At 63.2% G+C, this 24,940-nt stretch carries 25 protein-coding genes; 12 read left to right on the forward strand and 13 right to left on the reverse strand.

What is annotated here, in order from left to right; translation table 11 throughout:
* The first annotated feature begins 262 nt into the window (after positions 1-262).
* The 3 genes from BN1800_RS24765 to BN1800_RS24775 all read left to right on the forward strand — a co-directional run bounded on the left by BN1800_RS24765 (position 263) and on the right by BN1800_RS24775 (position 1,927).
* Positions 263-649, forward strand: coding sequence for an acyl-CoA thioesterase (locus BN1800_RS24765; protein WP_027511909.1), 387 nt, complete (start codon positions 263-265; stop codon positions 647-649).
* 4 nt (positions 650-653) lie between these two features.
* The gene (locus BN1800_RS24770; RefSeq protein ID WP_087001556.1) at positions 654-1,241 is read left to right on the forward strand and encodes a hypothetical protein; all 588 of its coding nucleotides are present in this window, start codon (positions 654-656) and stop codon (positions 1,239-1,241) included.
* A 212-nt stretch (positions 1,242-1,453) separates the two neighbouring features.
* A complete protein-coding gene (locus BN1800_RS24775) occupies positions 1,454-1,927 on the forward strand; it encodes a VOC family protein (RefSeq protein ID WP_027511911.1) in 474 nt (157 codons plus the stop codon).
* Positions 1,928-2,097: 170 nt separating this feature from the next.
* Here BN1800_RS24775 and BN1800_RS24780 read toward each other — a convergent pair whose 3' ends face one another.
* The 6 genes from BN1800_RS24780 to BN1800_RS24805 form a co-directional block, all read right to left on the reverse strand.
* Positions 2,098-3,270 (reverse strand): DUF1501 domain-containing protein, encoded by a 1,173-nt coding sequence (locus BN1800_RS24780; protein WP_087001557.1) that lies wholly within the window; start codon positions 3,268-3,270, stop codon positions 2,098-2,100.
* Positions 3,271-3,279: 9 nt separating this feature from the next.
* Positions 3,280-4,803 (reverse strand): DUF1800 domain-containing protein, encoded by a 1,524-nt coding sequence (locus tag BN1800_RS24785; protein ID WP_087001558.1) that lies wholly within the window; start codon positions 4,801-4,803, stop codon positions 3,280-3,282.
* A 130-nt stretch (positions 4,804-4,933) separates the two neighbouring features.
* Entirely contained in the window at positions 4,934-5,287 is a 354-nt protein-coding gene (locus tag BN1800_RS24790; RefSeq protein WP_027511914.1) for a DMT family protein, read from the reverse strand.
* A gap of 153 nt (positions 5,288-5,440) precedes the next feature.
* Positions 5,441-5,824 carry a YciI family protein gene (locus BN1800_RS24795; protein ID WP_027511915.1) on the reverse strand — a complete coding sequence of 128 codons (384 nt, stop codon included), beginning with the start codon at positions 5,822-5,824 and terminating at the stop codon, positions 5,441-5,443.
* Between the two features lie 473 nt (positions 5,825-6,297).
* Positions 6,298-7,464, reverse strand: coding sequence for a GGDEF domain-containing protein (locus tag BN1800_RS24800; RefSeq protein ID WP_087001559.1), 1,167 nt, complete (start codon positions 7,462-7,464; stop codon positions 6,298-6,300).
* Positions 7,465-7,609: 145 nt separating this feature from the next.
* Positions 7,610-8,860: an MFS transporter gene (locus BN1800_RS24805; protein WP_087001576.1), complete on the reverse strand. Its 1,251-nt coding sequence runs from the start codon at positions 8,858-8,860 to the stop codon at positions 7,610-7,612.
* Positions 8,861-9,245: 385 nt separating this feature from the next.
* Between BN1800_RS24805 and BN1800_RS24810 the strand changes: the two genes are divergently transcribed.
* The 4 genes from BN1800_RS24810 (at position 9,246) to BN1800_RS24825 (ending at position 14,008) form a co-directional block, all read left to right on the forward strand.
* Positions 9,246-10,067 carry a helix-turn-helix domain-containing protein gene (locus BN1800_RS24810; RefSeq protein ID WP_244564622.1) on the forward strand — a complete coding sequence of 274 codons (822 nt, stop codon included), beginning with the start codon at positions 9,246-9,248 and terminating at the stop codon, positions 10,065-10,067.
* Between the two features lie 147 nt (positions 10,068-10,214).
* Entirely contained in the window at positions 10,215-10,823 is a 609-nt protein-coding gene (locus BN1800_RS24815; protein WP_087001561.1) for a (2Fe-2S)-binding protein, read from the forward strand.
* Between the two features lie 3 nt (positions 10,824-10,826).
* Positions 10,827-11,804: an FAD binding domain-containing protein gene (locus BN1800_RS24820; protein ID WP_087001562.1), complete on the forward strand. Its 978-nt coding sequence runs from the start codon at positions 10,827-10,829 to the stop codon at positions 11,802-11,804.
* Positions 11,801-14,008, forward strand: a complete 2,208-nt coding sequence (locus BN1800_RS24825; protein WP_087001563.1) for a xanthine dehydrogenase family protein molybdopterin-binding subunit — start codon at positions 11,801-11,803, stop codon at positions 14,006-14,008. Before BN1800_RS24820 ends, BN1800_RS24825 begins: the two co-directional genes overlap by 4 nt.
* Positions 14,009-14,015: 7 nt before the next feature.
* Here BN1800_RS24825 and BN1800_RS24830 read toward each other — a convergent pair whose 3' ends face one another.
* Positions 14,016-14,342: a hypothetical protein gene (locus BN1800_RS24830; RefSeq protein ID WP_087001564.1), complete on the reverse strand. Its 327-nt coding sequence runs from the start codon at positions 14,340-14,342 to the stop codon at positions 14,016-14,018.
* Between the two features lie 35 nt (positions 14,343-14,377).
* Positions 14,378-15,037 carry a dihydrofolate reductase family protein gene (locus BN1800_RS24835; RefSeq protein ID WP_087001565.1) on the reverse strand — a complete coding sequence of 220 codons (660 nt, stop codon included), beginning with the start codon at positions 15,035-15,037 and terminating at the stop codon, positions 14,378-14,380.
* Positions 15,038-15,239: 202 nt separating this feature from the next.
* Here BN1800_RS24835 and BN1800_RS24840 point away from each other — a divergent pair, with 202 nt between their 5' ends.
* The 4 genes from BN1800_RS24840 (at position 15,240) to uvrB (ending at position 20,756) form a co-directional block, all read left to right on the forward strand.
* Positions 15,240-15,803: a GNAT family N-acetyltransferase gene (locus tag BN1800_RS24840; protein WP_210191292.1), complete on the forward strand. Its 564-nt coding sequence runs from the start codon at positions 15,240-15,242 to the stop codon at positions 15,801-15,803.
* A 252-nt stretch (positions 15,804-16,055) separates the two neighbouring features.
* Positions 16,056-16,502: an SRPBCC family protein gene (locus tag BN1800_RS24845; protein WP_027511926.1), complete on the forward strand. Its 447-nt coding sequence runs from the start codon at positions 16,056-16,058 to the stop codon at positions 16,500-16,502.
* A gap of 96 nt (positions 16,503-16,598) precedes the next feature.
* Complete coding sequence (locus tag BN1800_RS24850; protein ID WP_087001566.1) at positions 16,599-17,657, forward strand: adenylate/guanylate cyclase domain-containing protein; 1,059 nt, start codon at positions 16,599-16,601, stop codon at positions 17,655-17,657.
* A gap of 93 nt (positions 17,658-17,750) precedes the next feature.
* Positions 17,751-20,756: an excinuclease ABC subunit UvrB gene (gene uvrB / locus BN1800_RS24855; protein ID WP_087001567.1), complete on the forward strand. Its 3,006-nt coding sequence runs from the start codon at positions 17,751-17,753 to the stop codon at positions 20,754-20,756.
* 83 nt (positions 20,757-20,839) lie between these two features.
* Here uvrB and BN1800_RS24860 read toward each other — a convergent pair whose 3' ends face one another.
* The 3 genes from BN1800_RS24860 to BN1800_RS43480 form a co-directional block, all read right to left on the reverse strand.
* Positions 20,840-21,151, reverse strand: a complete 312-nt coding sequence (locus BN1800_RS24860; RefSeq protein ID WP_027511929.1) for a putative quinol monooxygenase — start codon at positions 21,149-21,151, stop codon at positions 20,840-20,842.
* Between the two features lie 564 nt (positions 21,152-21,715).
* Complete coding sequence (locus BN1800_RS24865) at positions 21,716-22,321, reverse strand: J domain-containing protein (protein ID WP_027511930.1); 606 nt, start codon at positions 22,319-22,321, stop codon at positions 21,716-21,718.
* 323 nt (positions 22,322-22,644) lie between these two features.
* Positions 22,645-22,770 carry a hypothetical protein gene (locus BN1800_RS43480; protein ID WP_280173972.1) on the reverse strand — a complete coding sequence of 42 codons (126 nt, stop codon included), beginning with the start codon at positions 22,768-22,770 and terminating at the stop codon, positions 22,645-22,647.
* A 509-nt stretch (positions 22,771-23,279) separates the two neighbouring features.
* Between BN1800_RS43480 and BN1800_RS24875 the strand changes: the two genes are divergently transcribed.
* A complete protein-coding gene (locus BN1800_RS24875) occupies positions 23,280-23,492 on the forward strand; it encodes a cold-shock protein (protein WP_027511931.1) in 213 nt (70 codons plus the stop codon).
* Between the two features lie 66 nt (positions 23,493-23,558).
* Here BN1800_RS24875 and dusA read toward each other — a convergent pair whose 3' ends face one another.
* Positions 23,559-24,581 (reverse strand): tRNA dihydrouridine(20/20a) synthase DusA, encoded by a 1,023-nt coding sequence (gene dusA / locus BN1800_RS24880; RefSeq protein ID WP_087001579.1) that lies wholly within the window; start codon positions 24,579-24,581, stop codon positions 23,559-23,561.
* 144 nt (positions 24,582-24,725) lie between these two features.
* Positions 24,726-24,940: Pycsar system effector family protein (locus BN1800_RS24885; protein WP_483251928.1), on the reverse strand; the 215-nt coding region annotated here is incomplete at its 5' end.

The following is a 24,940-nucleotide window of genomic DNA, read 5'->3' on the forward strand; positions in this document are numbered from 1 at the left end:
GTTCGAATGATGAGGGGCATCCATTACTGGACGGTGAACTAATATTAGAGCGAGATGACATAACGCGGCGGAAGAGTGGTTGCCGGTGGTCCGGCTCCCGTTACAACAAATTGAATTATATCATAATTTTATGTTCAAGAGATTTATTTCAGCTCCTACGGCGCCTGGCGCGAAAACCGCTGGCCGTTTGCATGTTCATTTCGCCTACGCTTTGCATTACCGTGCAGCGGAATCGAAACCGCAAACATCGCGAAGTGGGACCATGACCGACACCCCGAAGCCGAAAGGCGAATTGACGCTCCGCACGCTTGCCATGCCGGGCGACGCCAATCCCGCAGGCGATATCTTCGGCGGATGGGTCATGGCGCAGATGGACTTGGCAAGCGGCATCCGCGCCGCCGAACGCGCCAGGGGCCGGGTGGTGACCGCCGCGGTCAAGGAAATGGCCTTCCAGCTGCCGGTGAAGATCGGCGATACGCTCTCGGTCTTTACCGACATCGACCGCGTCGGCCGCACCTCGATCACGCTCTGCGTCGAGGCCTGGGCGCACCGCTCGCGCTACAACAAGATGGAAAAGGTCACGGCGGGCACCTTCATCATGGTGGCGCTCGACGAAAACGGCGCGCCGAAGCCGGTCCCCGAGGAGTGACACCATGCAGGCGGCGACGACACCGGAGGTCTTCGTCTATATCCGCGCCGTGATGGCGATGATCATCGGCCTCAGCCTCACCCGCCTGCTCACGGGCCTCGCCGGCATCGTCCAGTCGCCCAAGAAGCATCGCGTCTACCACGTCCACCTCGGCTGGGTCGCGTCGATGTTCCTCTTCATCATCCATTTCTGGTGGTGGGAATATCGCCTCGGCTCGCTGGTCGCCGTCACCTTCGGCGTCTACCTCTTCCTCATCAGCTTCTGCTGCCTGTTCTATTTCCTCTGCGTCCTGCTCTTCCCGACCTCGATCGAGGAATACGGTGACTACGAGGACTATTTCATCTCCCGCCGCGCATGGTTCTTCGGCATGCTGGCGCTCGCCTATGCCGTGGACCTCGGCGATACCTGGCTGAAGGGTGAGGCCTATGTCCAGGCGCTCGGCTGGGAATATGTTGTCCGCAACCTCGCCTTCATCGTCCTCTGCCTGATCGCCGCCTGGACGCGGAACCGCCGCTTCCATATCGCCTTCGTTAGCCTCGGCCTAATCTATCAGATCAGTTGGATCTTCCGGCTTTATGACGTGCTCGGGTGAGGTGTGCTTACGGCGCTTCGTCACACCCGTAGATGAGAAGACTTCACTTTTGTGGCAGCGACTGGTTCCGTCCATCCTCGTTCCTGTGCCTGTTCCCCCAAAGCCGACATTTCGATCATTTAGGGGCGTGAAACAGCTTATCTGGACTGGAGAACGACGGTGTGCCTCTTATGTCAGGGGGAAATGGAAACGAAGAGCGAAAGGACCACGCAATGGCAAAGAACACGATCTGCCTATGGTACGACAAAGACGCCGAGGCTGCTGCCCGCTTCTACGCCGAGACTTTTCCCGACAGCACAGTGGGTGCCGTCATTCGTGCACCTGGAAACTATCCATCTGGTCAGCAGGGCGACGTGTTGGTTGTTGAATTCACTGTTGCGGGTATTCCTTGTATCGGCCTGAACGGCGGTCCGGCGTTCAAACACAACGAAGCCTTCTCATTTCAGATCGCAACTGACGATCAGGAAGAAACCGACCGCTACTGGAACGCCATTGTGGGCAATGGCGGTCAGGAAAGTGACTGTGGCTGGTGCAAGGACAAGTGGGGTGTCTCCTGGCAGATCACACCGCGCGTGCTGACCGAAGCGCTCGCCGCAGGCGGCGATCAGGCAAAGCGTGCCTTCGATGCGATGATGACCATGAGGAAGATCGACGTCGGCGTGATCGAAGCGGCGCGGCGCGGCTGAGGTACAACCGCGTCGGGCGGATTTTTTGCCAGAATGTCCGCCCTCGGCGCTGGCGCCTTCGAAGATCCTTCGAGAGCCTTCAAAACGGTTGCCTGGAGGGCGATGAAGACGGCGAGCGTGGATGGGCGGCATGATGTTCGAGGCGCGGCTTCGCCTTCGCCCGACCTTCATCACGCCTTCAAAAACTGCGAGTCCTTGTCGAAGCTCAGCCCCGGGAAAATCTTCCCCGCCAGGTCCGTGGCCGTTACGTCGAACTGGCGGTAGAGCATCGCCGCGGCGATCTCGCGCACGTCGGCCGTCGGCATTAGGTCGCGGTCGTCGAGCAGCTTGCCGTCGCCGAGCCCCGGCCATTTGCCGAGAATGCGTCCGCCATTGATCGCCCCGCCCGCCAGCACCGCGCAGCCGCCCGTGCCATGGTCGGTGCCGCCGGAGCCGTTCTGACGCACGGTGCGGCCGAATTCCGTCATAGCCAGCACGACGGTCTTCGGCCAGACCTCCGGACCAAGCGTCGCCTTCAGCACATTGATCGCCTGCGCCAGACCCTGCGCCGGCCGCTTGAACTGCCCGGCTTGGCCCACATGCGTATCCCAGCCGGTGATCGAGAAGCTCGCGATCCGGTAGTCGCCCTTCAGCATGTTGCCGGCGAGCGTCGCAACGTCGGCGATCTTCTCGCCGCGCTTGCCGTCTGGCTCGGCGATCATTGCCGCATTGTTGGCGCGCGTCGCCTCTTCCATCGCCTTGGCGAAAGCCGGATCGCCGGCATAAAGCCGCATCAGGAACTGCATCTCGTCCTTCGCTATCCCGAGATTGGAATCTGAGGCCCAGACGTCGACATTGTTCGGGCCGGAAAGGATCAGCTCCGTCGAGGTATTCACGTCGATCGCCTTGCGGGCATCCGAGCGCGGGATCACCGAAAGCACCCGGTTCAGCCAGCCTGTCTTCTCCTCGGCCACATGCTCGCCGCCCGATTCTAACATGTCCTGCCCGTCGAAATGGCTGCGCTGGTCGCGGTAGGGCGTCGAGACCGCATGCACGAAGGCAAGCTCCCTGCTCTTCCAGAGCGGCATCAGGTCGGCGGCAGCCGGATTGAGCCCGAAATGCCCGTCGAGGTCGAGAAGGCCGTTGTCCGGCGTCAGCGCCAGCGTCGGCCTGAGCATCGCAAAGCCCGCGTCGCCATAGGGCTGCACGAGGTCGAGGCCGTCCATCGCACCGCGCAGCACGATGGTCACGAAGCGGTTGTCGCCGGGCATGGCGGCGAAGGTAACCGGTGTGAAGATCGGAGCAGCAGCAAGGCAACAAGCGGAAGCAAGAAAGCCGCGGCGGGAAAGCGTAATCCTAGTCATGACCAGCTCCTATCGGCGGTTGAATTCGGGGGAAGCGAGAACCAGCGTCAGGCCGCTGATCTTGTTCGGCGCCTGCGAAACCACGCGGATCGTCTCGTCGCGCGCCGCATCGCCAAGCGTCGATTTCAAAAATTCGCGCGGATCCTCGTCCTTGCCGAACTGGGCGGAAGCGCGCCGCGCCCAGGCAAGCCGCTCGGCAAGCTGGCTCGCCGTGATCCAGGCGGAGAAATTCTCCTCGAAACCTGCCGGGCTTGGCGGCAGCCAGGTCGGCTGACCCATGCGGCGAAGAGCACCCTGCCCTAGCGCACGCGCGGTCTGGAAAGCCTTGCGCCGCTTGGACTTGGCTTCGTTGGCAGGATCGGGCGCCATCGCACCCGCATCACCGCCCATGGCATTGTCCTCACCCGCCATGTCCTTCGGCGGCGCCATCCCATCATCGTCGTCATCCTGGTTGGCTTTCATGAAATCGGCCGCGGCGCCATTGCCGCCGCCGGCGTTCAGTGCCCTCAAGCCCGTCACGATATAGTCGAACGGCTGGCGTGCCTTGGCGCCCTCGTCGCGCCATGCTGCCGGATGGTCGAGCATCGCGCCATAAACGGCCATCAGGTCGCCGTCTGTCTTTTTCCAGATATCCGCCATCACCATCACCATCTCCTCCGGCGGCTGGTCGGAAACGAAATGGACGGCCAGCTTGCGGCTGATGTGCTCAGCCGTCTTCGGATGGACAGCGAGATCGTCGAGCAGCGCCAGATAGTCCTTCCGGGCCCGCCGCGCGCCGCCATAGCTGACGCCGAGAACCGTATGCCTGCCGGGCTCGGAAATGCCGGGACGGAAAACCGCGTCCATCTCCTCGCGATCGATCGTCAGCCCGGTCAGCACCATCGCCGCGGCGCGCACGTCGGCTTGCGTGTAGCCGCTACCGGCGCCCAGCGTATGCAGTTCCAGAAGTTCGCGGCCGAGATTCTCGTTCAGCCCCTTCTTCTGCTTCATGCCGCGGGCTGATTCCGGCCCCTGCGATTGCGCCTGATCGAGATAGATGAGCATCGCCGGATGCTCCGTCGCGGCGCGCAGCAGGTCGGCGAACGACCCGCCGATATTCGGCCGGATCGCCTCCGCCTCGTAAAGCGGCACGATCATCCGTATCGGCAGGCTTTTGTTCGCGCTCGTCGAGAAATGATTGGTCCAGAAGGTGGCAAGCCGCTCGTGGAATCCGTTCGGCGAAAGCACCGCCTGCATCAGCCGCGCATTGGCGTCGCGCTGGAACCCTTGCTGCACCTGCTTCTGGATCGCCTTGCGCCTCTCCCGGCGCGTTTCATCGCCGCCGCTGCTCTGGCGGAGTTCCCGGAGTTGGTCCTGCAGAATGGCAATCTGCCGATGGCGTCCATCAATGCCGCCGGCAGGAAAGGACGGCGTGCTTCGCGCAGCGTCCTTCACCTGACCAAGTAGCTGGTCCTTGCTCTGCGGCGGCGCCTCGCCCGGCCGGAATCCATAGCCGAACCGGATCGCCGCCATCGTCTGGAAAGAGAGGCTCATGGCCGATCACCTCCTGATCACTGAATGGTGACAGCCTCCCAGCCAAATGCGTCGGCAATTCGGCAATTTCCCGAGATGGACTATTTGTAATCCATTGGAAAGATTTTGTAATCTGTTGGAAAGGATGCGTTCATGCGCGGAAGATGAACGAGGCGCCGACCGCGATCAGGGCAAAACCAATCGCGTGGTTCCAGGTCAGGTTCTCGCCGAGCCAGAAGATCGAGAAGCCAGAGAAGACCATCAGCGTGATCACCTCCTGCATCGTCTTCAACTGCGCCGTCGTATAGACCGCCGAGCCGATACGGTTCGCCGGCACCGCCAGACAGTATTCGAAGAAGGCAATGCCCCAGCTCGCGACAATGGCAAGGGCGATCGCACTGCCCTTGTGCTTCAGATGCCCGTACCAGGCGAAGGTCATGAAGATATTGGAGGCGAAAAGCATGCCGACCGGCCAGATGGCGGCGGGGCTGAGGGAAAAATACATGGGCGAATCCGATGAAGAAAACTGGTGCCAGCTTGTATCGGTAAACCCGCCGAGCTCAAGGGCTTACGGGGACATGCCGCAGCTAATCCCCACCGAAAACTTCGGCATTGTTTCGGCATTATAGTGCACATGCCACCAGTGGCAGCGCGTGGCCTAGCCCTCATCCCGGGATGTCAGCGGCGCACCAGGGAGATAAAGCGAAATCGGCCGGATTTCATAGACTGCGGACGGATTGGCGCGGCGCAGGTCGCGCGCTGCTGCGACGGCCGTCTCAAGCGTTGGATAGTCCACGACGTAGAAGCCGAGCAGTTGCTCCTTGGTTTCAGCAAAGGGGCCGTCGGTGATCATGCCGGCACCCGCCCCCCGCAAGGTCACGGCGCGCCCCGTTGGGCCAAGCCGCGCGGCCGGTCCCAAATGTTTCTCCTGGACAAGGCGATCGTTGACCTGGAGTAGTTCGGTCATCAGCGCCGCATCCTCCTCCTTGGTCCAGGATTCGACTACTCCCTCTTCGTGATAGGCCAGGATGGCGTAAAGCATGGATTGTTCCTCCTCGTGCGCCCTTCAGTTTCCGCCACTCGAACCTCATCGCGCACAACCCCGGAGTCCAGCGAATTCGACCGAAGTCATGACCTACTAAACGCGGTTGATTGCACAGGTTTGATACCTGGCGTGCAAGTTCGCCCCATCTTCAGATACCGCAAGACTCTGGCCGATCGCAAGTCGGTCCAATTATACACCATCAAGTTGCGAGCGATTTATTTCAAATCACTTTGAGATATGGATTCCTATGTCTGCTTGAGGGGGCGGCTTCGTTCGACGACCCGGCTTAGCGCAGGGGTTCCGACGGCGTCGGTTTCGTGATCGGCTGGACCGGCCCACCTGACGCTGCTTGGAGGCAACCAGTCGCACACCGTCAAGCAACATTCGAGAGGCTCGGCCAGGATGCGAACGGCAGGAAGACCGCCGAATTCGTCGCCCATCTGATACCGGCTATCGTGTGATGCGGGTCGTCAGCTGCCTGTGGCCACGTGGAGTGCGGGCACTTCCTCGTGCGGCTCGCCTTCCAGCATCACTCTGTTGCGGCCTGCCGCCTTCGCCGCGTAAAGCGCGGCATCCGCCCGGCCGATCACCCCGTGAAGCGATTGATTGCCGACCGCCGCTGCGGCGACACCGAAGCTCGCGGTAACCTTGCCGGTCTCCGCCGTACCGTTGGCTGAGGAAAAGGCCTGCTTGAGCGCGTTGGCAAACGTGCCTGCCTCGGCAAGGCCGGCACCGGGAAAGAAAGCGACGAACTCCTCGCCACCGAAACGTGCGGCGAAGGCGCCTTTTGGCACGCGCTCCAGCAACAGCTGCGCCAGCCCGATGATCACGGTATCGCCTGCCGCATGCCCGAACACGTCGTTGATACGCTTGAAGTGGTCGATATCGCAGACGACGACGGCCCCCGAGGCGCCCTTCAATCCTGTCACCACCCGCTCGAAGCCGCGGCGGTTCAAGAGGCCGGTCAGCGGATCCCGATCCGCGATGTCGCGGTAAGCAGCAATCGTATCGACGGTCACCGCCCCCAGTGCAGAAAGCGCGAAGAACAGCGCCAAAACGGATGCGCCGGCCTGCATGAAGAACGCGTAATCCGACGCCAGGAAACCATCCGCGCCGCCGTATGACGGCACGGCGAAAATCAGGATCGCGTTGCGGGCGATGATCTCCATCACCACGAGACCCGAAACCGCAAGCAGCAGTGCGTCGGCGCGGTGCTTCACATGGCGCGCCGTTTTGAACAGGGTAAAACTCAGCAGCGACGCACAGGCAAAATCGTTCAGCAGCAGTTCCGCCGAAACGCTCTGCGCAACAAGAACTGCGTAAAGGGTCGCAGCATAGATGATCGAGGCGAAGGCGATCCGCAATGCTGCAAAGGAAGGCCGGCTGAAGCGGCAAAGAAGCGCGCCGCCGTAGAAATAAAATGCGGCGAGGAACAGCGCATCGGCAATCAGCGAAGCCATCTGGGCCGGAACCGCAACAGGCGCCAGCGGCATGGAAAACGCAGCAGCGGCAAAGATATAGCCCGCACCCCAATGCCTCGCTTCGCGCGATCCGAACCGGGCAACGATCAGGAACGTGCAGCCGAAGGTCAGCATCATGACCGGCAGCAGAAAAGCGAAATTGTCGGTGGAAGCCATCAAACCCTCGCGGCGGGACGCAGTACATAACCTCCGCACGGGAAACATTAGCGTTCGGCAGTTAAGAAAAGCCTAGGCAAGATCGCTCGGCCGAATAGGAATGAAACAGACGGCCAAGCACGGTGGTGGCCAGCGCCTCTTGCCCTCAGCTTCGTAAAGCGCCCGCCGGCGCTTCGGCCTCCTCCGTGCCGAAACGCACGTCCTTCTTCTCGTAGCCGAACCCGGAAAGGAGCGCGACGGCCACCGTTACCAGGGTGGCGGTGATCAGCAGCGCCGTCGCATAGTCGCCGTTCCAGTGTGCAGCAAGCCCCGCCTGCATCGTCGCGTTGCCGGAAGCGAGCAGGTTGCCGAGCTGATAGGCGAGGCCCGGGAAGGTGCCGCGCACCTCGTCGGGCGACAGCTCGTTAAGGTGCACCGGCACAATGCCCCAGGCACCCTGAACGAAGAGCTGCATCAGGAAGGCGCCGATCGCGAGCAGCACCGGTCCCGGCGCATGGACCCAGAGCGGCGCGACGGGCACGGCAAGCAGCGCGGCGATGACGATCGCCCGCTTCCGTCCGATCCGCTGCGACAGCGCCCCGAAGAACAGCCCGCCGCAGATCGCGCCGATATTGTAGACGATGGCGATCGCGCCGGTCGTATAGCTGTCGTAGTTTCGTTGCATTTCCAGGAAGGTCGGATAGATGTCCTGCGTGCCATGGCTGAGGAAGTTAAACGCAGTCATCAAGAGCACCGACCAGACGAACAGCGGAATGTTCTCCCTGAGCACGGTGAGGAACGGCCGCCGTCCCTCCGCCTGCCGCTTCAGGAAGACCGGGCTTTCCTCGACATTGCGGCGGATATAGAGCACCAGCAGCGCCGGAGCCGCGCCGACGAAGAACATGCCGCGCCAGCCGATCACCGGGAAGAGCAGGAAGAAGACGATCGAGGCGATGAAATAGCCGGAGGGATAACCCGCCTGCAGGATGCCGGAGACGATACCACGGGAATTCTCCGGCACGGTCTCCATGACCAGTGAGGCGCCGACGCCCCATTCGCCGCCCATGGCGATGCCGTAGAGCGCGCGGAGCACCAGGAACATGGTTAGCCCCGTCGAGAAGCCGGTCAGGAATTCGAACAGCGAATAGAGCAGCACGTCCGCCATCAGCGTCACGCGCCGCCCGAACCTGTCGGCCGCCAACCCGAAGACGAGCGCGCCCACCGCCCGCATCGCAAGCGTGAGGAATATCGCTACCGAAACGGCCGGGACGTCGGTGTGGAATTCCTCGGCGATGTATTTAAGAACAAAAACGAGAATGAAGAAATCGAAGGCGTCGAGCGTCCAGCCGAGATAGCTGGCTATGACGGTATTGCGCTGCTGCGGCGTGAGCGCGCGCAGGCGTTCCAATGCGGACATCATGCTTCCTCCGTCCGAAAGCGGCGGCGAGGCGGGCAATGTCCGGATGCCGTCGAAGAGAGGTGGCCCGGAACCGGGGCTGCCGGATGACAGCTGCGAACAGCGACAGCACCGCTGCCCTTGTTCCACGTCTGCGACAGTTTGACCGTCCAAAGGGCCGGCTCCAGCCAAGTGCTGCCCGGGATGCCGCTGCTTCGAAGGCAATGGGAGCGCAAATTAAGCCAAATTGGGTACGCGGCCAACATTCTCAATCGGCGCGGGAAATGCTACGCATTCCAGGAGATAGGGCTCCTGCGGATCGACAAGAGATATCGCCATGGGTGGGAGTGCGCTGGCAAACACGACCGTTCATATTCGCCGTTTGCAGCGAGGCCGAGCGCCACCTGTGATTCCAGAGGTATTTTCCGGCGACACCCGGCTCGTCGGCCGATGGTGGAACGCACCGTTCGAATACAATCTTCCGCCCTTGAAGGATCATGTTCTCTCTGCGAAATATGCCGGGGAAGGCATGGCTTCGGTCAAGATGGGCCAACAGACGATTTCCGCTCCCGCAATGGCGGGGACGATAACATTCGCGCCTAGAGGGCATGATGGCTTGTGGCGAGCGGATGGCGCCGTCGAGGTCTCCAACATCTTTCTGGGCCATAGCCGCCTCCTGGCATGCACCGATCAGGTGGGCACCGGCCGCGAGCCCGAGCTGCTCGACCGCGTGAATTTCAACGATCCCAAACTGTTCGCGATCATGAACCTGATCAACGACGAGATCAGTTCGCAAGACGCGATGTCTCAGCTGTTCATCGAGCAGCTCCTCGATCTTGTGTGCCTCCAGCTTATCAGATCACATTCAGCGGTTCCGGCGCCGATCTCGCCTCCGCCGCGGCGTGGTCTGTCGGGCTGGCAGCTCAAGCGCGTCACCAGCTACATGCGTGAAAATCTCGCGGCCGATATCAGGCTGCAGGAGCTGGCGGATCTCGCCAATTTGAGCCGCTTCCATTTCTGCACGGCCTTCCGAATGGCCACCGGATACACGCCGCATGAATGGCTGACCCGCGAGCGGATCGCATATGCCAAGATGCTGCTCAAGGACCGAACGCTGCGCATCATCGATATCGCTCTCATCGTCGGATACGAGACCTCATCCTCCTTCTCCGCGACCTTTCGCAAAGTGGCGAGCATCACGCCGAGCGAGTTCCGCCGCCGGCTCTGATATTCAACGGCTGTTTCGGCACTGCCTCGGTAAGCAGCCATGCCGATCGCCGCAATATTCGAACAGTTCCGAAAGATCGCGACAGCAACTTCGCGGCATCAGCACTATCCTTCGCGCGCTCAACTGCGTTGAAGAGGATGTTCCTTCATGACAGAGAATTCGTCGGAATCGCATCCGCCAGGCCCCGTCCTATCGCGCCGGGAAGCGCTTCAGGCCACGGCCGGCGCCGTCGCGCTGGCTGCACTGCCGCTTCAGTCTGTAACGGCAGCAAGCTCCCCGGCAGCCGCCATGAACGAGACGGCCTTGACGATAACGGTGAACGGCCGCGCTCACACGCTGACGGTCGATCCGCGTCAGTCCATCCTCGATGTCCTGCGCGAGACGCTCGATCTCACCGGCACGAAGAAGGGCTGCAACCAGGGCGCCTGCGGCACGTGCACCATTCTCGTCGACGGTAGACGTATCGTTTCCTGTCTGACCTTGGCATCGATGCACGACGGCGCCCGGATCGAAACGATCGAAGGCCTCGAGAAGGAGGGCGCGCTTCACCCCCTGCAGGAAGCATTCGTCGAGCACGAGGGCTTGCAATGTGGGTTCTGCACGCCCGGCCAGATCATGTCGGGCCTCGGGTGCATCGCCGAAGGGCACGCGGGTTCGCCGGAAGAGATTCCGTTCTGGATGAGCGGCAATATCTGTCGCTGCGGCGCCTATCCGGGCATCGTCGCGGCGGTCGCCGACATAGGCGGGAGGACCTGATCCATGCTTCCTTTCATCCTGGAAAAGCCACGCAGCACCGAAGACGCTATAGCGGCCGCCGCGGCGGGCGGGCGCTTTATTGCCGGGGGCACCACGCTCATCGACCTGATGCGCGAGGAGGTCGAGCGTCCCGAACGGCTCGTCGACATAAACGCGCTTCCCCTGGGTGGCATCCGTGTGGAGGGCGAGGATCTGGTCATCGGTGCGCTTGCACGCATGGCCGACGTCGCCGCCGATCCGAATGTCCAGCGCCTGCAGCCGCTGATCGCGGAAAGCCTGATCGAGGGCGCCTCGCCGCAACTGCGGAACATGGCCTCGATGGGCGGCAACCTTCTACAGCGGGTTCGATGTCCCTATTTCCGCATGCTCGATGTCGGCTGCAACAAGCGCATGCCGGGATCGGGCTGCGCGGCAATCGATGGGCTGAATGCCGGTCACGCCATCCTCGGCACGAGCGACCATTGCGTGGCAACGCATCCTTCCGATGTCGCCGTCGCTCTGGTCGCGCTCGACGCCACCATGCGTGTCCGGGGTCCGCAAGGCGAACGCAGTTTTCCGGTCGAGGAACTCTTCCGACTGCCGGGCGATACGCCGCAAATCGAACACACATTGCTGCCGGGCGAGCTCATCATGGAGCTGCGCGTGCCCGGCGGCCCCCGCAGCAGCCGCGCCCGCTACCTGAAGGTCCGCGACCGCGCCTCCTATGAATTCGCGCTCGTCTCAGCGGCTGTTGACCTCTTAGTCGAGGATGACGTGATCCGCGAAATCCGTCTCGCGGTCGGCGGGGTCGGCACGCGTCCCTGGCGCCTGCGCGATTGCGAGGCCGCGCTGCTGGGGAAACGACCGGGCCGCCAGGCATTCGAGGACGCTGCGCAACTGGCCACGCAAGGCGCCCGGCCGCTGCACCACAATCACTTCAAGCTCGAACTCTTGCCGCGGACGATTGTCCTGGCACTCGAAATGGCGGGAGAAATCGTATGAGCGTGAACCTCATCGGAGAGCCCCTGACCCGTGTCGACGGCCGCGCCAAAGTCACAGGCGCGGCACGCTACGCCGCCGATTTCAACCAGCCGGACCAGCTCTATGCCGTGATCGTCAGCGCGACCATCGGTCTCGGCCGAGTGACCGGGATCGAAAGCGCGGAGGTCGAGAGGATGCCCGGCGTCGCCGCCGTGATAGCGCACAGCAACGCGCAACGCCTGCCATATCTGCCCCACAGGGCCGTCATTGATCCGGCAGTGGGCGAACGCCTCCACGTCCTGCAGGACGACACCGTGCGTTTTTACGGGCAGCCCGTTGCCGTCGTCGTTGCGGACACCCTCGATCATGCCGAGCGCGCTGCCGCCGCGCTGCGCATTTCCTATGAGGCCCGGCGGCCGCTCGTCGATCCAGCCGATCCGCGCACAGAAAGAATTGCTCCGGAGGCGGCCGACAGATCACGCGGCGATGCGGAAACCGCCATAGCGGATGCTTCCGTCACGATCGACGAAATCTATGAAATCGCCCGCGAAAACCATAATCCCATGGAACCGCATGCGACGGTCGCTGCCTGGAATGGCGAGCGGTTGACGCTCTGGAGCAAGAGCCAGTATCTGGTCAATGAGCAGGCCGAGATGGCAGCAGTTTTTGGCCTGCCTGTGGAGAATATAGAGGTCGTCTGTCCTTTCATCGGCGGCGCCTTCGGAACGAGCCTCAGGACCTGGCCGCATGTGACCCTCGCGGCACTTGCAGCGCGCCATGTCGGACGGCCCGTCAAGCTCGTGCTCACCCGCAGGCAAATGTTCTTCACCACCGGCCACCGGCCGCGCACGCTTCAGAGGATTGCGCTTGGAGCAACGTCCGACGGCAAGCTTCTCGGCGTGGTTCACGAAGGCGCCGGAGAAACAAGCCGCTACGAGCAATTCACGGAAGCCCTGACCACCGTCACGGACTATCTCTATTCCTGCCCCAACGTGCGCACCCAGTACCGGCTGGTGCAGCTCGACACGGGCACGCCCAATCATATGCGCGGTCCGGGCGAAGCAAGCGGCATCTTTGCCCTCGAAAGTGCAATGGACGAGTTGTCCTATAAACTCGGGATCGATCCGATCGAGCTGAGACGCCGCAACGAGCCGCGAGTCGATGAAGCTGAAAACAAGCCGTTTTCCAGCCGCTCGCTGATGCAATGTTACGAACTCGGCGCCGACCGCTTCGGCTGGGCTCAAAGGACGCCCGAACCGCGCTCCATGCGCGACGGGCGTCTTCTGATCGGCATGGGAGCGGCCACAGCCACCTATCCGGCGTTTCACGCGCCTGCCAACGCCAGAGTTCGGCTGCTGACGGATGGCGTTGCCGAGGTGGAGGCGGCCGCCAGCGACATGGGTCCGGGCACCTATACATCGATGACACAAGTGGCGGCGGAATTCCTTGGACTGCCGTTCGAGCAGGTCCGCTTCAGGCTCGGCAGGTCGGACTACCCGCAGACACCCTCGCACGGCGGCTCATGGACGATGGCGTCGGTGGGATCGGCAATTCGGGCCGCCTGTCTTGAGGTGCAGGCGCAGGCCGCCCGCCGTGCGGTAGAGGATGCCGGCTCGCCGGCCTTCGGAGCGTCGTTGGACGATCTTGAGTGGAGCGGCGGGCTCCTTCACCGCCGCGGGGAGCCGTCATCGGGGTTGTCCTATCAGGATATCGTGGGCAGAACCGGTGTTCCGGTCGAAGCCAATGGATCTGCGCAGCGTGATCCGGAGGTGGCGGAACGATATTCGATGCATTCCTTCGGCGCGGTTTTCGCGGAAGTTGCCATCGACGCCGACGTCGGAACGATCCGGGTGCGCCGCATCGTCGGGGCTTATGGCATCGGGCGCGTCGTCAATCCGCTGCTTGCCAGAAGCCAATGCACGGGCGGCATGATCGGGGGCATGGGCATGGCGTTGATGGAGCGCACCGTCCTCGATCCGCGCGACGGCCGGCCGGTCAATTCCCACATGGCCGACTACCTCATGCCTGTGAACCTCGATATTCCGAAGCTGGACGCACTCTTCGTCGACGAGATCGATCCGCATGTGAACCCGCTCGGCGTGAAAGGCTTGGGCGAGATTGCCCTGGTGGGAACCGCTCCAGCGATCGCGAACGCCGTCTTCCACGCAACGGGCAAGCGCCTACGGACCCTGCCGATCCAAATCGAGCACGTCCTGACTGCATGAACAGCGCTCAGCGCTCAGCGGCCAGCTTGTCGCGAATATGGTCCGGCCCACCGGTCATTCGCCGTGCGAACGGCCGGTCAGGGTCCACGACGCGCCAGAAAGGAGCGCTGCCATCCTCGCTGATGCGCACCAGGTGCCGCTGCATGGTCACCGGGCAGCACGCGTCGGCTCCGTATTTTGCCGCGAGTGCACGTCTCAGCCCCGCCAGGTCCGACAGATGGCCCGGTTGGGCCGTCCTCAGTTCGTCGGCGACCATCGTCTCGCTTGGGATCAGCATCCTCTGCGTCAGGCTTTTGCCTTTGCGCCGCATTTTGATGACCGGAACGTCCTCCATGATTCACCTCCCTAAACGGCATCCTTCAGAGAGCCTCAGCTCAGGTTCCTGCGCCGCTCCATTTCGGCCGCGCTTGGCTGGTCGGGTCCGAATGAGCCTGTGACGACGTCGCCGTTGCGAGCGTATTTGTTGATCGTCACGCCGGAGCCGGAGACCCGTGAGCTCACGAGTTTCAGCGCGCCGGGAAAGGCGCCGTCGCCGAACAATTTCTTGCCCTTGCCGAGCACGACCGGAAATAAGAAAACATTGAATTCATCGACTAGGTCGTTTCTGAACAGGGTCTGCAGAAAGTCGGTCGAGCCCTGGGTCAGCAAATCCGGGCCTTCCCCGCTTTTCAACGTCGTGAGTGCGGCGACCGCATCGGTACCGAGCAACCGGCTGTTCTGCCAGCTGAGCTTGAAGTCCGGATTGCGGGTCGCGACATATTTGGTGATGCGGTCGAACAGCGGGCCGATCGAGTCGTCGGCATCGACATATGGCCAATATGCGGCGAAGATATCATAGGTCTTGCGGCCGAGCAGAAGGTCGAACGGCTTGGCGAACATCTCGTCCACGGCCTTCCCCATTGCCTCGTCGAAATAAGGCCAGACCCAGCCGCCATATTTGAAGCCACCGACAGGGTCTTCGTGCGGGCCGCCCGGCGCCTGCATGACGCCATCAAGACTGACGAATGCACCAGTGATAACCTTTCTCATGTCTGCTCTCCTCTGTGCGAGCCCTTGTGGCCTTACTTGCCAAGGACGTGTGGCCGCCGCCTGTCCCGACAACGGCCCCGGAAAAACTTGAAAAGATGCCGGCAGAAACAACATGCCTTCCACAAAGAGCGACCGCAACCGGTGGAAAGCCACTGTGTGGTGCCAGCGTTGAACGCGACAAATCCAGCGAAGGGTATGTTGCATGGAACTCGAGATTCGCCCGCTCACGCCTGACTTGTGGCCTTTCCTTGAGGATCTCTTCGGTAAGACCGGCGCCGCCAGCCGTTGCTGGTGCATGTATGGGCGGATCGGTGCGGCCTATCGCAAGCGGCCGGGCGAGGAAAACAAGGCGGCGTTCCGCGAGATCGTCAAGCGCGGCCCGCCACCGGGCCTTCTTGCCTTCCATGGCAATGTCGCGGTCGGCTGGTGCCAGCTCACGCCACGCGACGCCGTTCCTGCGTTGGACCGGCAGTGGCGGGTGAAGCGGGTAGACGATGCTCCAGTCTGGGCGCTGTCCTGCCTTTATGTGCGCAAGGGCTATCGCCGGCAGGGCGTGACGTTCGAGCTGATCCTGGCGGCCTTGAAGACCGCCAGGATGGCAAAGGCACCGGCCCTTGAAGCCTACCCCTTCGATGCCAGGGTGTCGCCGAGCGCTTCGGGCAGCGGCTATGCGTCGACCTTCGCGCGCGCCGGCTTCAAGGTCGTCGCCCGGCGGATCCGCGCGCGCCCGATCATGCGCCACGATTTGAAGGAGACCGCCGATTGACCGTTCGTCACCGGCAATGGCTCCCGATACCCCCCCGGGGAGACGTCTACAACCATCATCTCCGGCGCTGGCGAGTCCATGGAATCCCGTCACACTTGTCACTCCCATCATTTCGATGGCAAGGGCTAAAGTTGGTGCCATGTTAGGTGCTTGAGGTGCTCTTGTTGAGGGAGAGCTTCCGCCTACATGCTGCGGGGTAGCACTTTGCCATCCTCCGCCCCAGGTGCCATGACAAACACGGGAGAGAGACCGATGCAAGAGTCCCTTGTCGTTCGCCGCGAGACGCATATTCCGGCACCGCCCTCCGCGGTGTTCGCCCTCCTGACCGATCCGGAGAAGATTCTGCGCTGGATGGGAACGGAGGCGGAGATCGAGCCGCAGCCTGGAGGAATCTATCTGGTCAACGTCACCGGTGCCCGCTTTGCCCGCGGCTCCTTTCGCGAGGTGGTGCCGGTGCACCGCCTGGCCTACAGCTTCGGCTGGGACGGCAGCGAAGTGGTGCCGCCGGGGTCGAGCCTGGTCGAGATCGACCTCGTCGAGCAGCCGGATGGAACACTGCTGCGCCTGACTCATACCGGCCTGCCGAGCACCGAACAATGCGAGGGCCATGCGGAAGGCTGGGCTCATTACCTCGACCGATTGGTCGAAGTCGCAGCCGGGCGCGATCCGGGTCCGGATTCCTTCGCCGGCAAAACGTGACAGCGTCCGCTCCCGAAATTGAATATCCCCGCACGGTGACGCAACACCTGGAGCGGCGCGGATGACAGGCGGCGATCGCGGTGGCATGATCGCGGCATGGATCTGCCCCCGCCCCTCGCCTGGCTGGTGGACGAGGCCGGCGCCTCGCCTAGCCCTGAACGATTCTTGTCCGAGCTCGGCGGCCGGCTGCTGGCCGACGGCCTGCCGCTGGCCGGCGCGGCTCTGACGCTCGCAGTACCGCATCCGATCGTCGCCCGCCGCACCTGGCTCTGGCGGGCGGAGACTGGCGTGGTGATCGAGGCGCTGGCTTTCCCCGGCGCGGCGCTCAACCAGGCCGGACGCGACTGGCTGGCCGGGCTCGGCCCGGTAGAGGAGCACATCGCCGGCTCGGCGCCGGACAGTCCGCTGCTCGGCTGGGCCGGGATTCGGCCGTTCGACCAAGCCGAGGCCGGCCGGCTGCGGCAGGCCTCGCGTTTTGCCGCGGCACCCTTGGCAGCACTCGCCGCAAGGGCGGCGCTTTCAGCACTACTCGAAGCCTATCTCGGGCGGCGCAGTGCCGCGCGGGTGCAGGCCGGCGCGCTGCATCGCGGCACCGGGGAGACGATCCGTGCAGCACTGCTCTGTGCTGATTTGCGCGATTTCACTGCCCTCTCCGAAGCGACAGAGCCTGTGGTGATGATCGCCGCGCTCGATGCGTGGTTCGACCGCGTCGCTGGCGCAGTGCACGCCTTCGGCGGCGAGGTGCTGAAGTTCATGGGCGACGGCGTGCTGGCGATTTTCCCGGCTGCCGGCGCGCCGGCCGAAGCCTGCGAGGCGGCGCTGCGGGCCGCCGCCGCCGCCCGCGCCGGCATGGCCCATCTCGACGCGGCGCGGCAGGCGCAGGGATTGCCGCCGCTGCCTTTCGGCGCGGCCCTGCATTTCGGAGAAATGCTGTGGGGCAATATCGGCGCGGCCGACCGGCTGGACTTCACCGCCATCGGCCCCGCCGTCAACCTAGTCAGCCGGCTCGAAGGGCTATGCAAACCCCTTGGCCACAGCGTGCTGATCTCCGGCGCGCTCGCGCGGGAGACGACGGCGGCCTTGACTCCGCTGGGCGAGCACCGGTTGCGCGGCATCGCCGAGCCCTGCGCGGTCTTCACCCTGCCGGAGGATTGAGCCCACTGTTGGCGAAATCCGAACGATTCATTCGTTTCCCTTTTGTACTCTTTGCCTCTTCCCTTTCGCCCTGACTCTCGCCATATTCCGCCCATGGCCAAATCGACGAAGAAATCCCCCGCCCCGAACGGCTTCGAGGAAGCCCCGCAGTCGTCCTTTGAAGGCGCTCCGCTGGAGGGCTCCGTCGCCGACTGGGTGAAGCAATTAGAAGCCGATGCCGAGGCGTCCAGCGTCGAGACGCAACGCGAGATCGCCTCCAAGGCCGGCAAGCACCGCAAGAAGGTGGAGATCGCGGCCTCCAAATCCGCACGGGGAACATCGATGGGCGGCTCGACCGACCCGAAGACCCGCGCCCGCGCCGGCCTCAATCCGGTTTCCGGCATGGACACGACGCTGGAGGAAGCCGCCTCGCTGAATGCCGGCACCGCGGTTACGGCCACAGTCGAGGCGCTCTCGGCGCTCATCGAGTCCGGCAATCCGCTGCACAAGAACGGCAAAATCTGGACGCCGCACCGCCCGGCCCGGCCGGAGAAGTCCGAGGGCGGCATCAAGATCCGCATGGTCTCCGACTACGAGCCCGCCGGCGACCAGCCGACGGCGATCCGCGACCTCGTCGAGGGCCTTGAGAACGATGACCGCTCCCAGGTGCTGCTCGGCGTCACCGGCTCGGGCAAGACCTTCACCATGGCCAAGGTGATCGAGGCGACCCAGCGTCCCGCCGTGATCCTGGCGCCGAACAAGACGCTCGCCGCCCAGCTCTATTCCGAGTTCAAGAACTTCTTCCCCGACAACGCTGTGGAATATTTCGTCTCCTATTACGACTACTACCAGCCGGAGGCCTACGTCCCGCGCTCCGACACCTATATCGAAAAGGAATCGTCGATCAACGAGCAGATCGACCGCATGCGCCACTCGGCGACGCGCTCGCTGCTCGAACGCGACGACTGCATCATCGTCGCCTCGGTCTCTTGCATCTACGGTATCGGCTCGGTCGAAACCTACACCGCCATGACCTTCCAGATGTCGGTCGGCGACCGGCTCGACCAGCGCCAGCTGCTCGCCGACCTCGTCGCCCAGCAGTACAAGCGCCGCGACATGGATTTCCAGCGCGGCTCATTTCGCGTCCGCGGCGACACGATCGAGCTCTTCCCCGCCCACTTGGAAGACGCGGCCTGGCGCATAAGCATGTTTGGCGACGAGATCGACGCCATCACCGAGTTCGATCCGCTGACCGGCCAGAAGACCGGCGACCTGAAATCGGTGAAGATCTACGCCAACTCGCACTATGTCACGCCGCGTCCCACGCTCAACGGCGCCATCAGGGCGATCAAGGAGGAGTTGAAGCTCCGCCTCGCCGAGCTGGAAAAGGCCGGCCGCCTGCTGGAGGCCCAGCGCCTGGAGCAGCGCACCCGCTACGACATCGAGATGCTGGAGGCGACCGGCTCCTGCGCCGGCATCGAGAACTATTCGCGCTACCTCACCGGCCGTGCCCCCGGCGAGCCGCCGCCCACCCTCTTCGAATATATCCCTGACAACGCCCTGCTGTTCATCGACGAGAGCCACGTCACCGTACCGCAGATCGGCGGCATGTACCGCGGCGACTTCCGCCGCAAGGCGACGCTTGCCGAATACGGCTTCCGCCTGCCGTCCTGCATGGACAACCGCCCGCTGCGCTTCGAGGAATGGGACGCGATGCGCCCGGACACCGTCGCCGTCTCCGCCACGCCGGGCGGCTGGGAGATGGAGCAGGCCGGCGGCGTCTTCGCCGAACAGGTCATCCGCCCGACCGGCCTCATCGACCCGCCGGTGGAGGTCCGCTCCGCCCGCTCCCAGGTCGACGACGTGCTCGGCGAAATCCGCGAGACCGCCGCCAAGGGCTATCGCACCCTCGTCACCGTACTCACCAAGCGCATGGCCGAGGACCTCACCGAATACCTGCATGAGCAGGGCGTGCGCGTCCGCTACATGCATTCCGACATCGACACGCTGGAGCGCATCGAGATCATCCGCGATCTGCGCCTCGGCGCCTTCGACGTACTGGTCGGCATCAACCTCTTGCGCGAAGGCCTCGACATCCCCGAATGCGGCTTCGTCGCCATCCTCGACGCCGACAAGGAAGGTTTTCTGCGCTCCGAGACGTCCCTCATCCAGACGATCGGCCGCGCCGCACGCAACGTCGATGGCAAGGTCATCCTCTATGCCGACAATGTCACCGGCTCGATGAAGCGCGCCATGGAGGAAACCGGTCGCCGCCGCGAAAAGCAGGTGGCCTACAACCTCGAACACGGCATCACCCCGGAATCGGTGAAGGCCCGCATCTCCGATATCCTCGATTCCGTCTACGAGCGCGACCACGTCCGCGCCGACATCTCCGGCGTCTCCGGCAAGGGCTTCGCCGACGGCGGCAACCTCGTCGGCAACAACCTGCAGACCCATCTCAACGCGCTGGAAAAACAGATGCGCGATGCAGCCGCCGACCTCGACTTCGAAAAAGCCGCCCGCCTGCGCGACGAAATCAAACGCCTCAAAGCCGCCGAGCTTGCGGTCATGGACGACCCGATGGCGCGCGAGGAGTCCAGGGCTATGGAGGCCGGTGGAAGAAAGAAGATCGGCACGGCAAACGCAACCGACTCCCTCCCCCTTGCGGGGAGGGTTGGGGAGGGGGAACCACGATCCGCAGTGTCAGCCGCAAATATCCCTCCCGGCCCTTCGGGTCACCCTGCCCGCAAGGGCGACGGAAAGAGCGGCACCTACTTCGCCAAACCCACCCTTGACGACATGGGCCCAGGCACGGACGCCGTAAAACCCCTCTTCCGCAAGAACACCCTTGACGAAATGACCGTCGGCCGCACCGAAAAACCGATCACCGGCAAGCTGCCGGAAAAGCCGCAGACGCAGAGCCCCTCCTCGCTCCAACGGGGAGAGGATAGTTCGCCCCGCGCGGCGCAGCCGGGCAATTCGCCGAACTTGGTGAGGGGGAATCCCGACGACCCTCGCCCCCTTGCGCGCGGCAAGACCGGCGCCGGCTCCTACGAGGACCCGGCGGAGCAGAAGCGCAAGGGCCGGACGAAAGGCAAGACCGGACGCCCGGGGCGGTGACCCCTCTCTCCCTCATCCCGACTTGATCCGCGATCCAGCCACCACGCGTCCGCGCGGTGAATGACTCTTTTTCTCCGCCCTCTTCAGTCAAACCTCTCGTCGATATGCTGCACCCGGTCGGAAATCACATTGTCGATCACCACATTCGACAGCAGCTTCGGACCAACGGCCCACAAGGCGCGCATATGATCCGTATCCTCATGCCTGCGATGCGCTTCCTCGCTGGTGAAGGCCTCGGCCAGCAAAATCCTGTCCGGATGGTCCGGCATCGGCACCAGCTCGATATAGAGGCAATCCGGATCGAGCCGGCTCTTCTCCAGATGCTCCCGCGCCGCCTCAAGATAGGCCGCGCGCTGTCCGGGCTTGGTGGTGAAGAATCCGACGATGCATTTCATGGCGGCCTCCGAGCCTTGGTCCGTCCCGAAGCTTCGCCTATGCGCCGGTCGAAGACAAGCGCGACACTCTCTCGTCCTCTCCGTCATCCTCGGACGCCTCCCGGCCTCTCGTCCACGACAAAGACGGGCGCCGGCTCCCACGAGAATCCGGTGAATCAGAAGCGCAAGGGAGGACGAAGGGGGAAACGGGCCGGCCGACGCGGTAATATTTTCCGAACTCGACTTTAAGCTCATTGGTAAATTCCAGAGCTATTCTGCCCTGCTCAATGATCTCGTACGAATTGAGGGTAAACCTCGTTGAGATAGCTGACCGATTGTTTCTCGGTAATAGCCATATCAAGCTGCGTTCTAACGAACTCAAGTCTTGAAATGCAATCGTGGAGCAACTGCCCATGTCTTGATCCAAATCCATTGAATCTCTAGCGTATTTGCGCGCGCCGTTGCATCCGATAGTGTAGCCCTGTGCCCATGGCACTGCCATGAACGGAACAAATATCACGGCCAGCAGCATTGGCGGGATGGCACTCAGCTTAGGTGAAAATCGCGAAGGACCAGGTCAGCCCCCTACTCGGCGGCTTCCCCCCGTCGCTCCGTCACGGCCACCATCGCCACCATCTCCACCTCATACGAATAGCCCTCGAGCATCGTATAGGCATGCTCGATCGCCTCGATTTGCCCTTCCGCCTTGCGGATGGCGTCGGTGATCGACTGGCTGCGGGCGCGCAGCATGGAGCCGAGCACGTCGGTTTCCGGGCGCCGGCCGAGGCGGTCGATGTGCTGGCGCACGCGGTTGCGGTGGCGCTCCAGCTCCAGGATATGGAAGCGATTCTTGACGATGTCATCGGAAAGCCTGCGGCGCATGGCGGCTACGGGATCGAAGCTGCCGGGCTCCCGCTCGTCGAGGATGACGTCGTTGACGAGCTTTTCCAGCATCAGCACGCCTTCGAGGTCCTTGGGGTCGGCAAGCTGCGGATCGTAGCCGGTGTCGTCGTAAACGCGGCGGCGCACCGGGTCCTTCAAGAGCTCGTAGGCGGTCTGCAGCCGGCCGAAATGCTCCGCATCGCCGCCCGAGTCGGGATGCGCCGTCTTGGCGGCCTTGCGCCAGGCGCTACGGATCGCCTGCTCGCCGGCATCGCGGTCAAGTCCGAGCAATACATAGGGATCGATCAAACCGCCCACCTGTCCGTTAGCATTCACCTGTCCCCATTCCCGTGACCTACCCCCTCGGCCCGCCCGCATCAAGCCCGAAGCACCGGCGCCCGCCATATTCGGGTCCAGTCGGGACGAAATTATGGTTTGCCTGCAGGCCACGCTCCCCAACCTGCAATTTCCGGTACGAGCCTCCCGCAATCTCGCGATACGTTGCAATCGCCTCACCTGCAATTTCTAACCCTAAATGTTGAAATTGCTTCCCCTCCCGCAGTGGGGAGGAGCCTTGCTCAGACGTTGCATTATCCCGAACTCGTCTGCCTGACGCGCAGCTGCCGCCGTCATCATCGCTGCGGTCGCGAGGAGAAGACGACCGGCCCCTGCTGCGTTTCGACGACGAGCGCCAGTGCTTCGATACCGCCCTGCCGCTGGCCGGGGAACTTTGCCAGCAGGTCATGGCCGGCGAGCACCCGCGCCGTTGGTGCCGGCGGCAGATGGCGGCGACGCGGTGGAGATAGCGGCCGCGGCGGCGAAGGGTCGCGCGACGGAGGCCAATGTTCCGCAGCGTCCTTCGCGAGCTTGCATCGCCCGCACCGGCGGCGCGGTGCCGTTGTGGTACGGAATCCGCAAATGGCACAGGCCCGGCCGTGGCGTGTAACCTTTCGTCAAGTGTTTGAATCTTTGGCATTTCCGGGCTTGCGGCAGCGCATGCCACAATATTACCGCTTGCTTTTTTCCCTGAATGCTGTCACCAATTGCGGCACTCGGGCATTAGCATGCCGGTGACTGGACAGATGTGGTAAAGCCTTCCGTAGCGGAAGGCGGCGCGGGTAATCCCCGCCTGCGTAGACGTTCTTTCCCCGTACGTGACTTCTCCGACTGACCCTTCGTTCCGGTCTAACGGGACGAAAGCTAAAGCCGTCCGCTTCCTCTCGGGGGCGCGGATACCAGACAGACTAAGGGAAAAGGACTATCCCACATGGCCACCAAGGGCATCGTAAAATTCTTCAACCAGGACAAGGGTTTTGGTTTCATCACTCCGGACGGCGGCGCCAAGGACGTATTCGTCCACATCTCCGCTCTGCAGGCGTCGGGCATCCAGTCGCTGCGCGAAGGCCAGCAGGTCACCTTCGACACCGAGCCGGATCGCATGGGCAAGGGCCCGAAGGCCGTGAACATCTCGGCCAACTAATTCGATTTCTGTGTCAAGCAGGAATGAGAACGGCGCCTCCCCTGGCGCCGTTTTTCGTTTTGATCGTCAGGCGCTCAGCGCCGCCTTGGCACCGGAAAAATCCACCGCCGCAAAGGCCGCCGCGATCACCTCCGGCCCGGCGCCTGCCTTCGCCGCATCGACCGAGAGAACCTGCCGGTAGCGCCGCGCACCGGGCAAGCCGGTAAACAGCCCCACCATATGCCGCGCCACGTGCTGCAGCCGCCCGCCGCTTGCGATATGCCGCGCGGCATAGACCATCATGCGGTCGCGCAGCCCGTCCCAATCCGGCACCGCCGCCGGCGCGCCGAAGAAGCGATGATCGAGATCCGCGAGGATCCCAGCGTTCTGATAGGCCGCCCGCCCGAGCATTACGCCGTCGACATGCTTCAAATGTGCCGCTGCCTCGTCCAGCGTCTGGATGCCGCCGTTGATACCGATGAAGACGTCCGGCCAACGCTCCTTCATGCGATAGACAATGCCGTAGTCGAGCGGCGGGATCTCGCGGTTCTCCTTTGGGCTCAAGCCCTTCAGCCAGGCCTTGCGGGCGTGAATCCACACCGCATCGGCCCCGGCATCGAGCACCCGCAACAAGAGTTCCGGCAGCGCCGCCTCCGGCTCCTGGTCGTCGACTCCGATCCGGCATTTCACCGTCACCGGTACTTTGGAGACGGCCTTCATCGCCGCAACGCCATCCGCCACCACCTCCGGCGTCAGCATCAGGCAGGCGCCGAAAGTTCCCGACTGTACCCGGTCTGATGGACAGCCGACGTTGAGGTTGATCTCGTCGTAGCCGTAGGGGGCGGCGATCCGCACCGCCTCGGCAAGTTTTGCCGGATCCGACCCGCCAAGCTGCAGCGCCACCGGATGCTCCTCGGCGTCAAACGCCAGCAGCCTCTCCTGCGGCCCGTGGATGATCGCGTCGGCGACGACCATTTCGGTATAGAGCAAGGCATTGCGGCTGATCTGCCGGTGGAAGTACCGGCAGTGACGGTCCGTCCAATCGATCATAGGTGCAACGGCGAAGACGGGGCCATTGGAATAATGCCCCTTGCCGTCCGCCACAGACATCTTGCCTTGCGTCATGATAACTCAATCTCGTTTCGCTGCCGCCCCGCTGCTCCGAACCGGCGCATGGAGAGCTCAGCTCACGCGGGACGAGGGCTTATACAGAAGAAACAGGTCCAAGGCCAGCTCGCGTCATCGCTGCATCGCTTAAGCCGCAATGAGCAGCAGCACGTAGGCGATGACGGTCACCATCAGCCCGCGGAAAGCGAACGTCACGCAGCGGTATTTGCCGCGCGCGATGGCCGACAGGATGTCGGCATTGTTGAGATATTCGTTGAAGAGATAGACCTCGTCCCGGCGCTGCGCGGCATCCCAGAAGCGATGGCGGTGCTTGCCCCAGGAACCCCAGAAAAGCGAGGTCG

This window comes from Rhizobium sullae (genome assembly GCF_900169785.1).
Taxonomy (GTDB): domain Bacteria; phylum Pseudomonadota; class Alphaproteobacteria; order Rhizobiales; family Rhizobiaceae; genus Rhizobium; species Rhizobium sullae.

Excerpts from the sequence above, each read along its gene's own strand:
- BN1800_RS24765 (WP_027511909.1), top strand. The coding sequence starts at position 263 with ATGACCGACACCCCGAAGCCGAAAGGCGAATTGACGCTCCGCACGCTT.
- BN1800_RS24770 (WP_087001556.1), top strand. The coding sequence starts at position 654 with ATGCAGGCGGCGACGACACCGGAGGTCTTCGTCTATATCCGCGCCGTG.
- BN1800_RS24775 (WP_027511911.1), top strand. The coding sequence starts at position 1,454 with ATGGCAAAGAACACGATCTGCCTATGGTACGACAAAGACGCCGAGGCT.
- BN1800_RS24780 (WP_087001557.1), bottom strand. The coding sequence starts at position 3,270 with ATGACTAGGATTACGCTTTCCCGCCGCGGCTTTCTTGCTTCCGCTTGT.
- BN1800_RS24785 (WP_087001558.1), bottom strand. The coding sequence starts at position 4,803 with ATGAGCCTCTCTTTCCAGACGATGGCGGCGATCCGGTTCGGCTATGGA.
- BN1800_RS24790 (WP_027511914.1), bottom strand. The coding sequence starts at position 5,287 with ATGTATTTTTCCCTCAGCCCCGCCGCCATCTGGCCGGTCGGCATGCTT.
- BN1800_RS24795 (WP_027511915.1), bottom strand. The coding sequence starts at position 5,824 with ATGCTTTACGCCATCCTGGCCTATCACGAAGAGGGAGTAGTCGAATCC.
- BN1800_RS24800 (WP_087001559.1), bottom strand. The coding sequence starts at position 7,464 with ATGGCTTCCACCGACAATTTCGCTTTTCTGCTGCCGGTCATGATGCTG.
- BN1800_RS24805 (WP_087001576.1), bottom strand. The coding sequence starts at position 8,860 with ATGTCCGCATTGGAACGCCTGCGCGCGCTCACGCCGCAGCAGCGCAAT.
- BN1800_RS24815 (WP_087001561.1), top strand. The coding sequence starts at position 10,215 with ATGACAGAGAATTCGTCGGAATCGCATCCGCCAGGCCCCGTCCTATCG.
- BN1800_RS24820 (WP_087001562.1), top strand. The coding sequence starts at position 10,827 with ATGCTTCCTTTCATCCTGGAAAAGCCACGCAGCACCGAAGACGCTATA.
- BN1800_RS24825 (WP_087001563.1), top strand. The coding sequence starts at position 11,801 with ATGAGCGTGAACCTCATCGGAGAGCCCCTGACCCGTGTCGACGGCCGC.
- BN1800_RS24830 (WP_087001564.1), bottom strand. The coding sequence starts at position 14,342 with ATGGAGGACGTTCCGGTCATCAAAATGCGGCGCAAAGGCAAAAGCCTG.
- BN1800_RS24835 (WP_087001565.1), bottom strand. The coding sequence starts at position 15,037 with ATGAGAAAGGTTATCACTGGTGCATTCGTCAGTCTTGATGGCGTCATG.
- BN1800_RS24840 (WP_210191292.1), top strand. The coding sequence starts at position 15,240 with ATGGAACTCGAGATTCGCCCGCTCACGCCTGACTTGTGGCCTTTCCTT.
- BN1800_RS24845 (WP_027511926.1), top strand. The coding sequence starts at position 16,056 with ATGCAAGAGTCCCTTGTCGTTCGCCGCGAGACGCATATTCCGGCACCG.
- BN1800_RS24850 (WP_087001566.1), top strand. The coding sequence starts at position 16,599 with ATGGATCTGCCCCCGCCCCTCGCCTGGCTGGTGGACGAGGCCGGCGCC.
- uvrB (WP_087001567.1), top strand. The coding sequence starts at position 17,751 with ATGGCCAAATCGACGAAGAAATCCCCCGCCCCGAACGGCTTCGAGGAA.
- BN1800_RS24860 (WP_027511929.1), bottom strand. The coding sequence starts at position 21,151 with ATGAAATGCATCGTCGGATTCTTCACCACCAAGCCCGGACAGCGCGCG.
- BN1800_RS24875 (WP_027511931.1), top strand. The coding sequence starts at position 23,280 with ATGGCCACCAAGGGCATCGTAAAATTCTTCAACCAGGACAAGGGTTTT.
- dusA (WP_087001579.1), bottom strand. The coding sequence starts at position 24,581 with ATGTCTGTGGCGGACGGCAAGGGGCATTATTCCAATGGCCCCGTCTTC.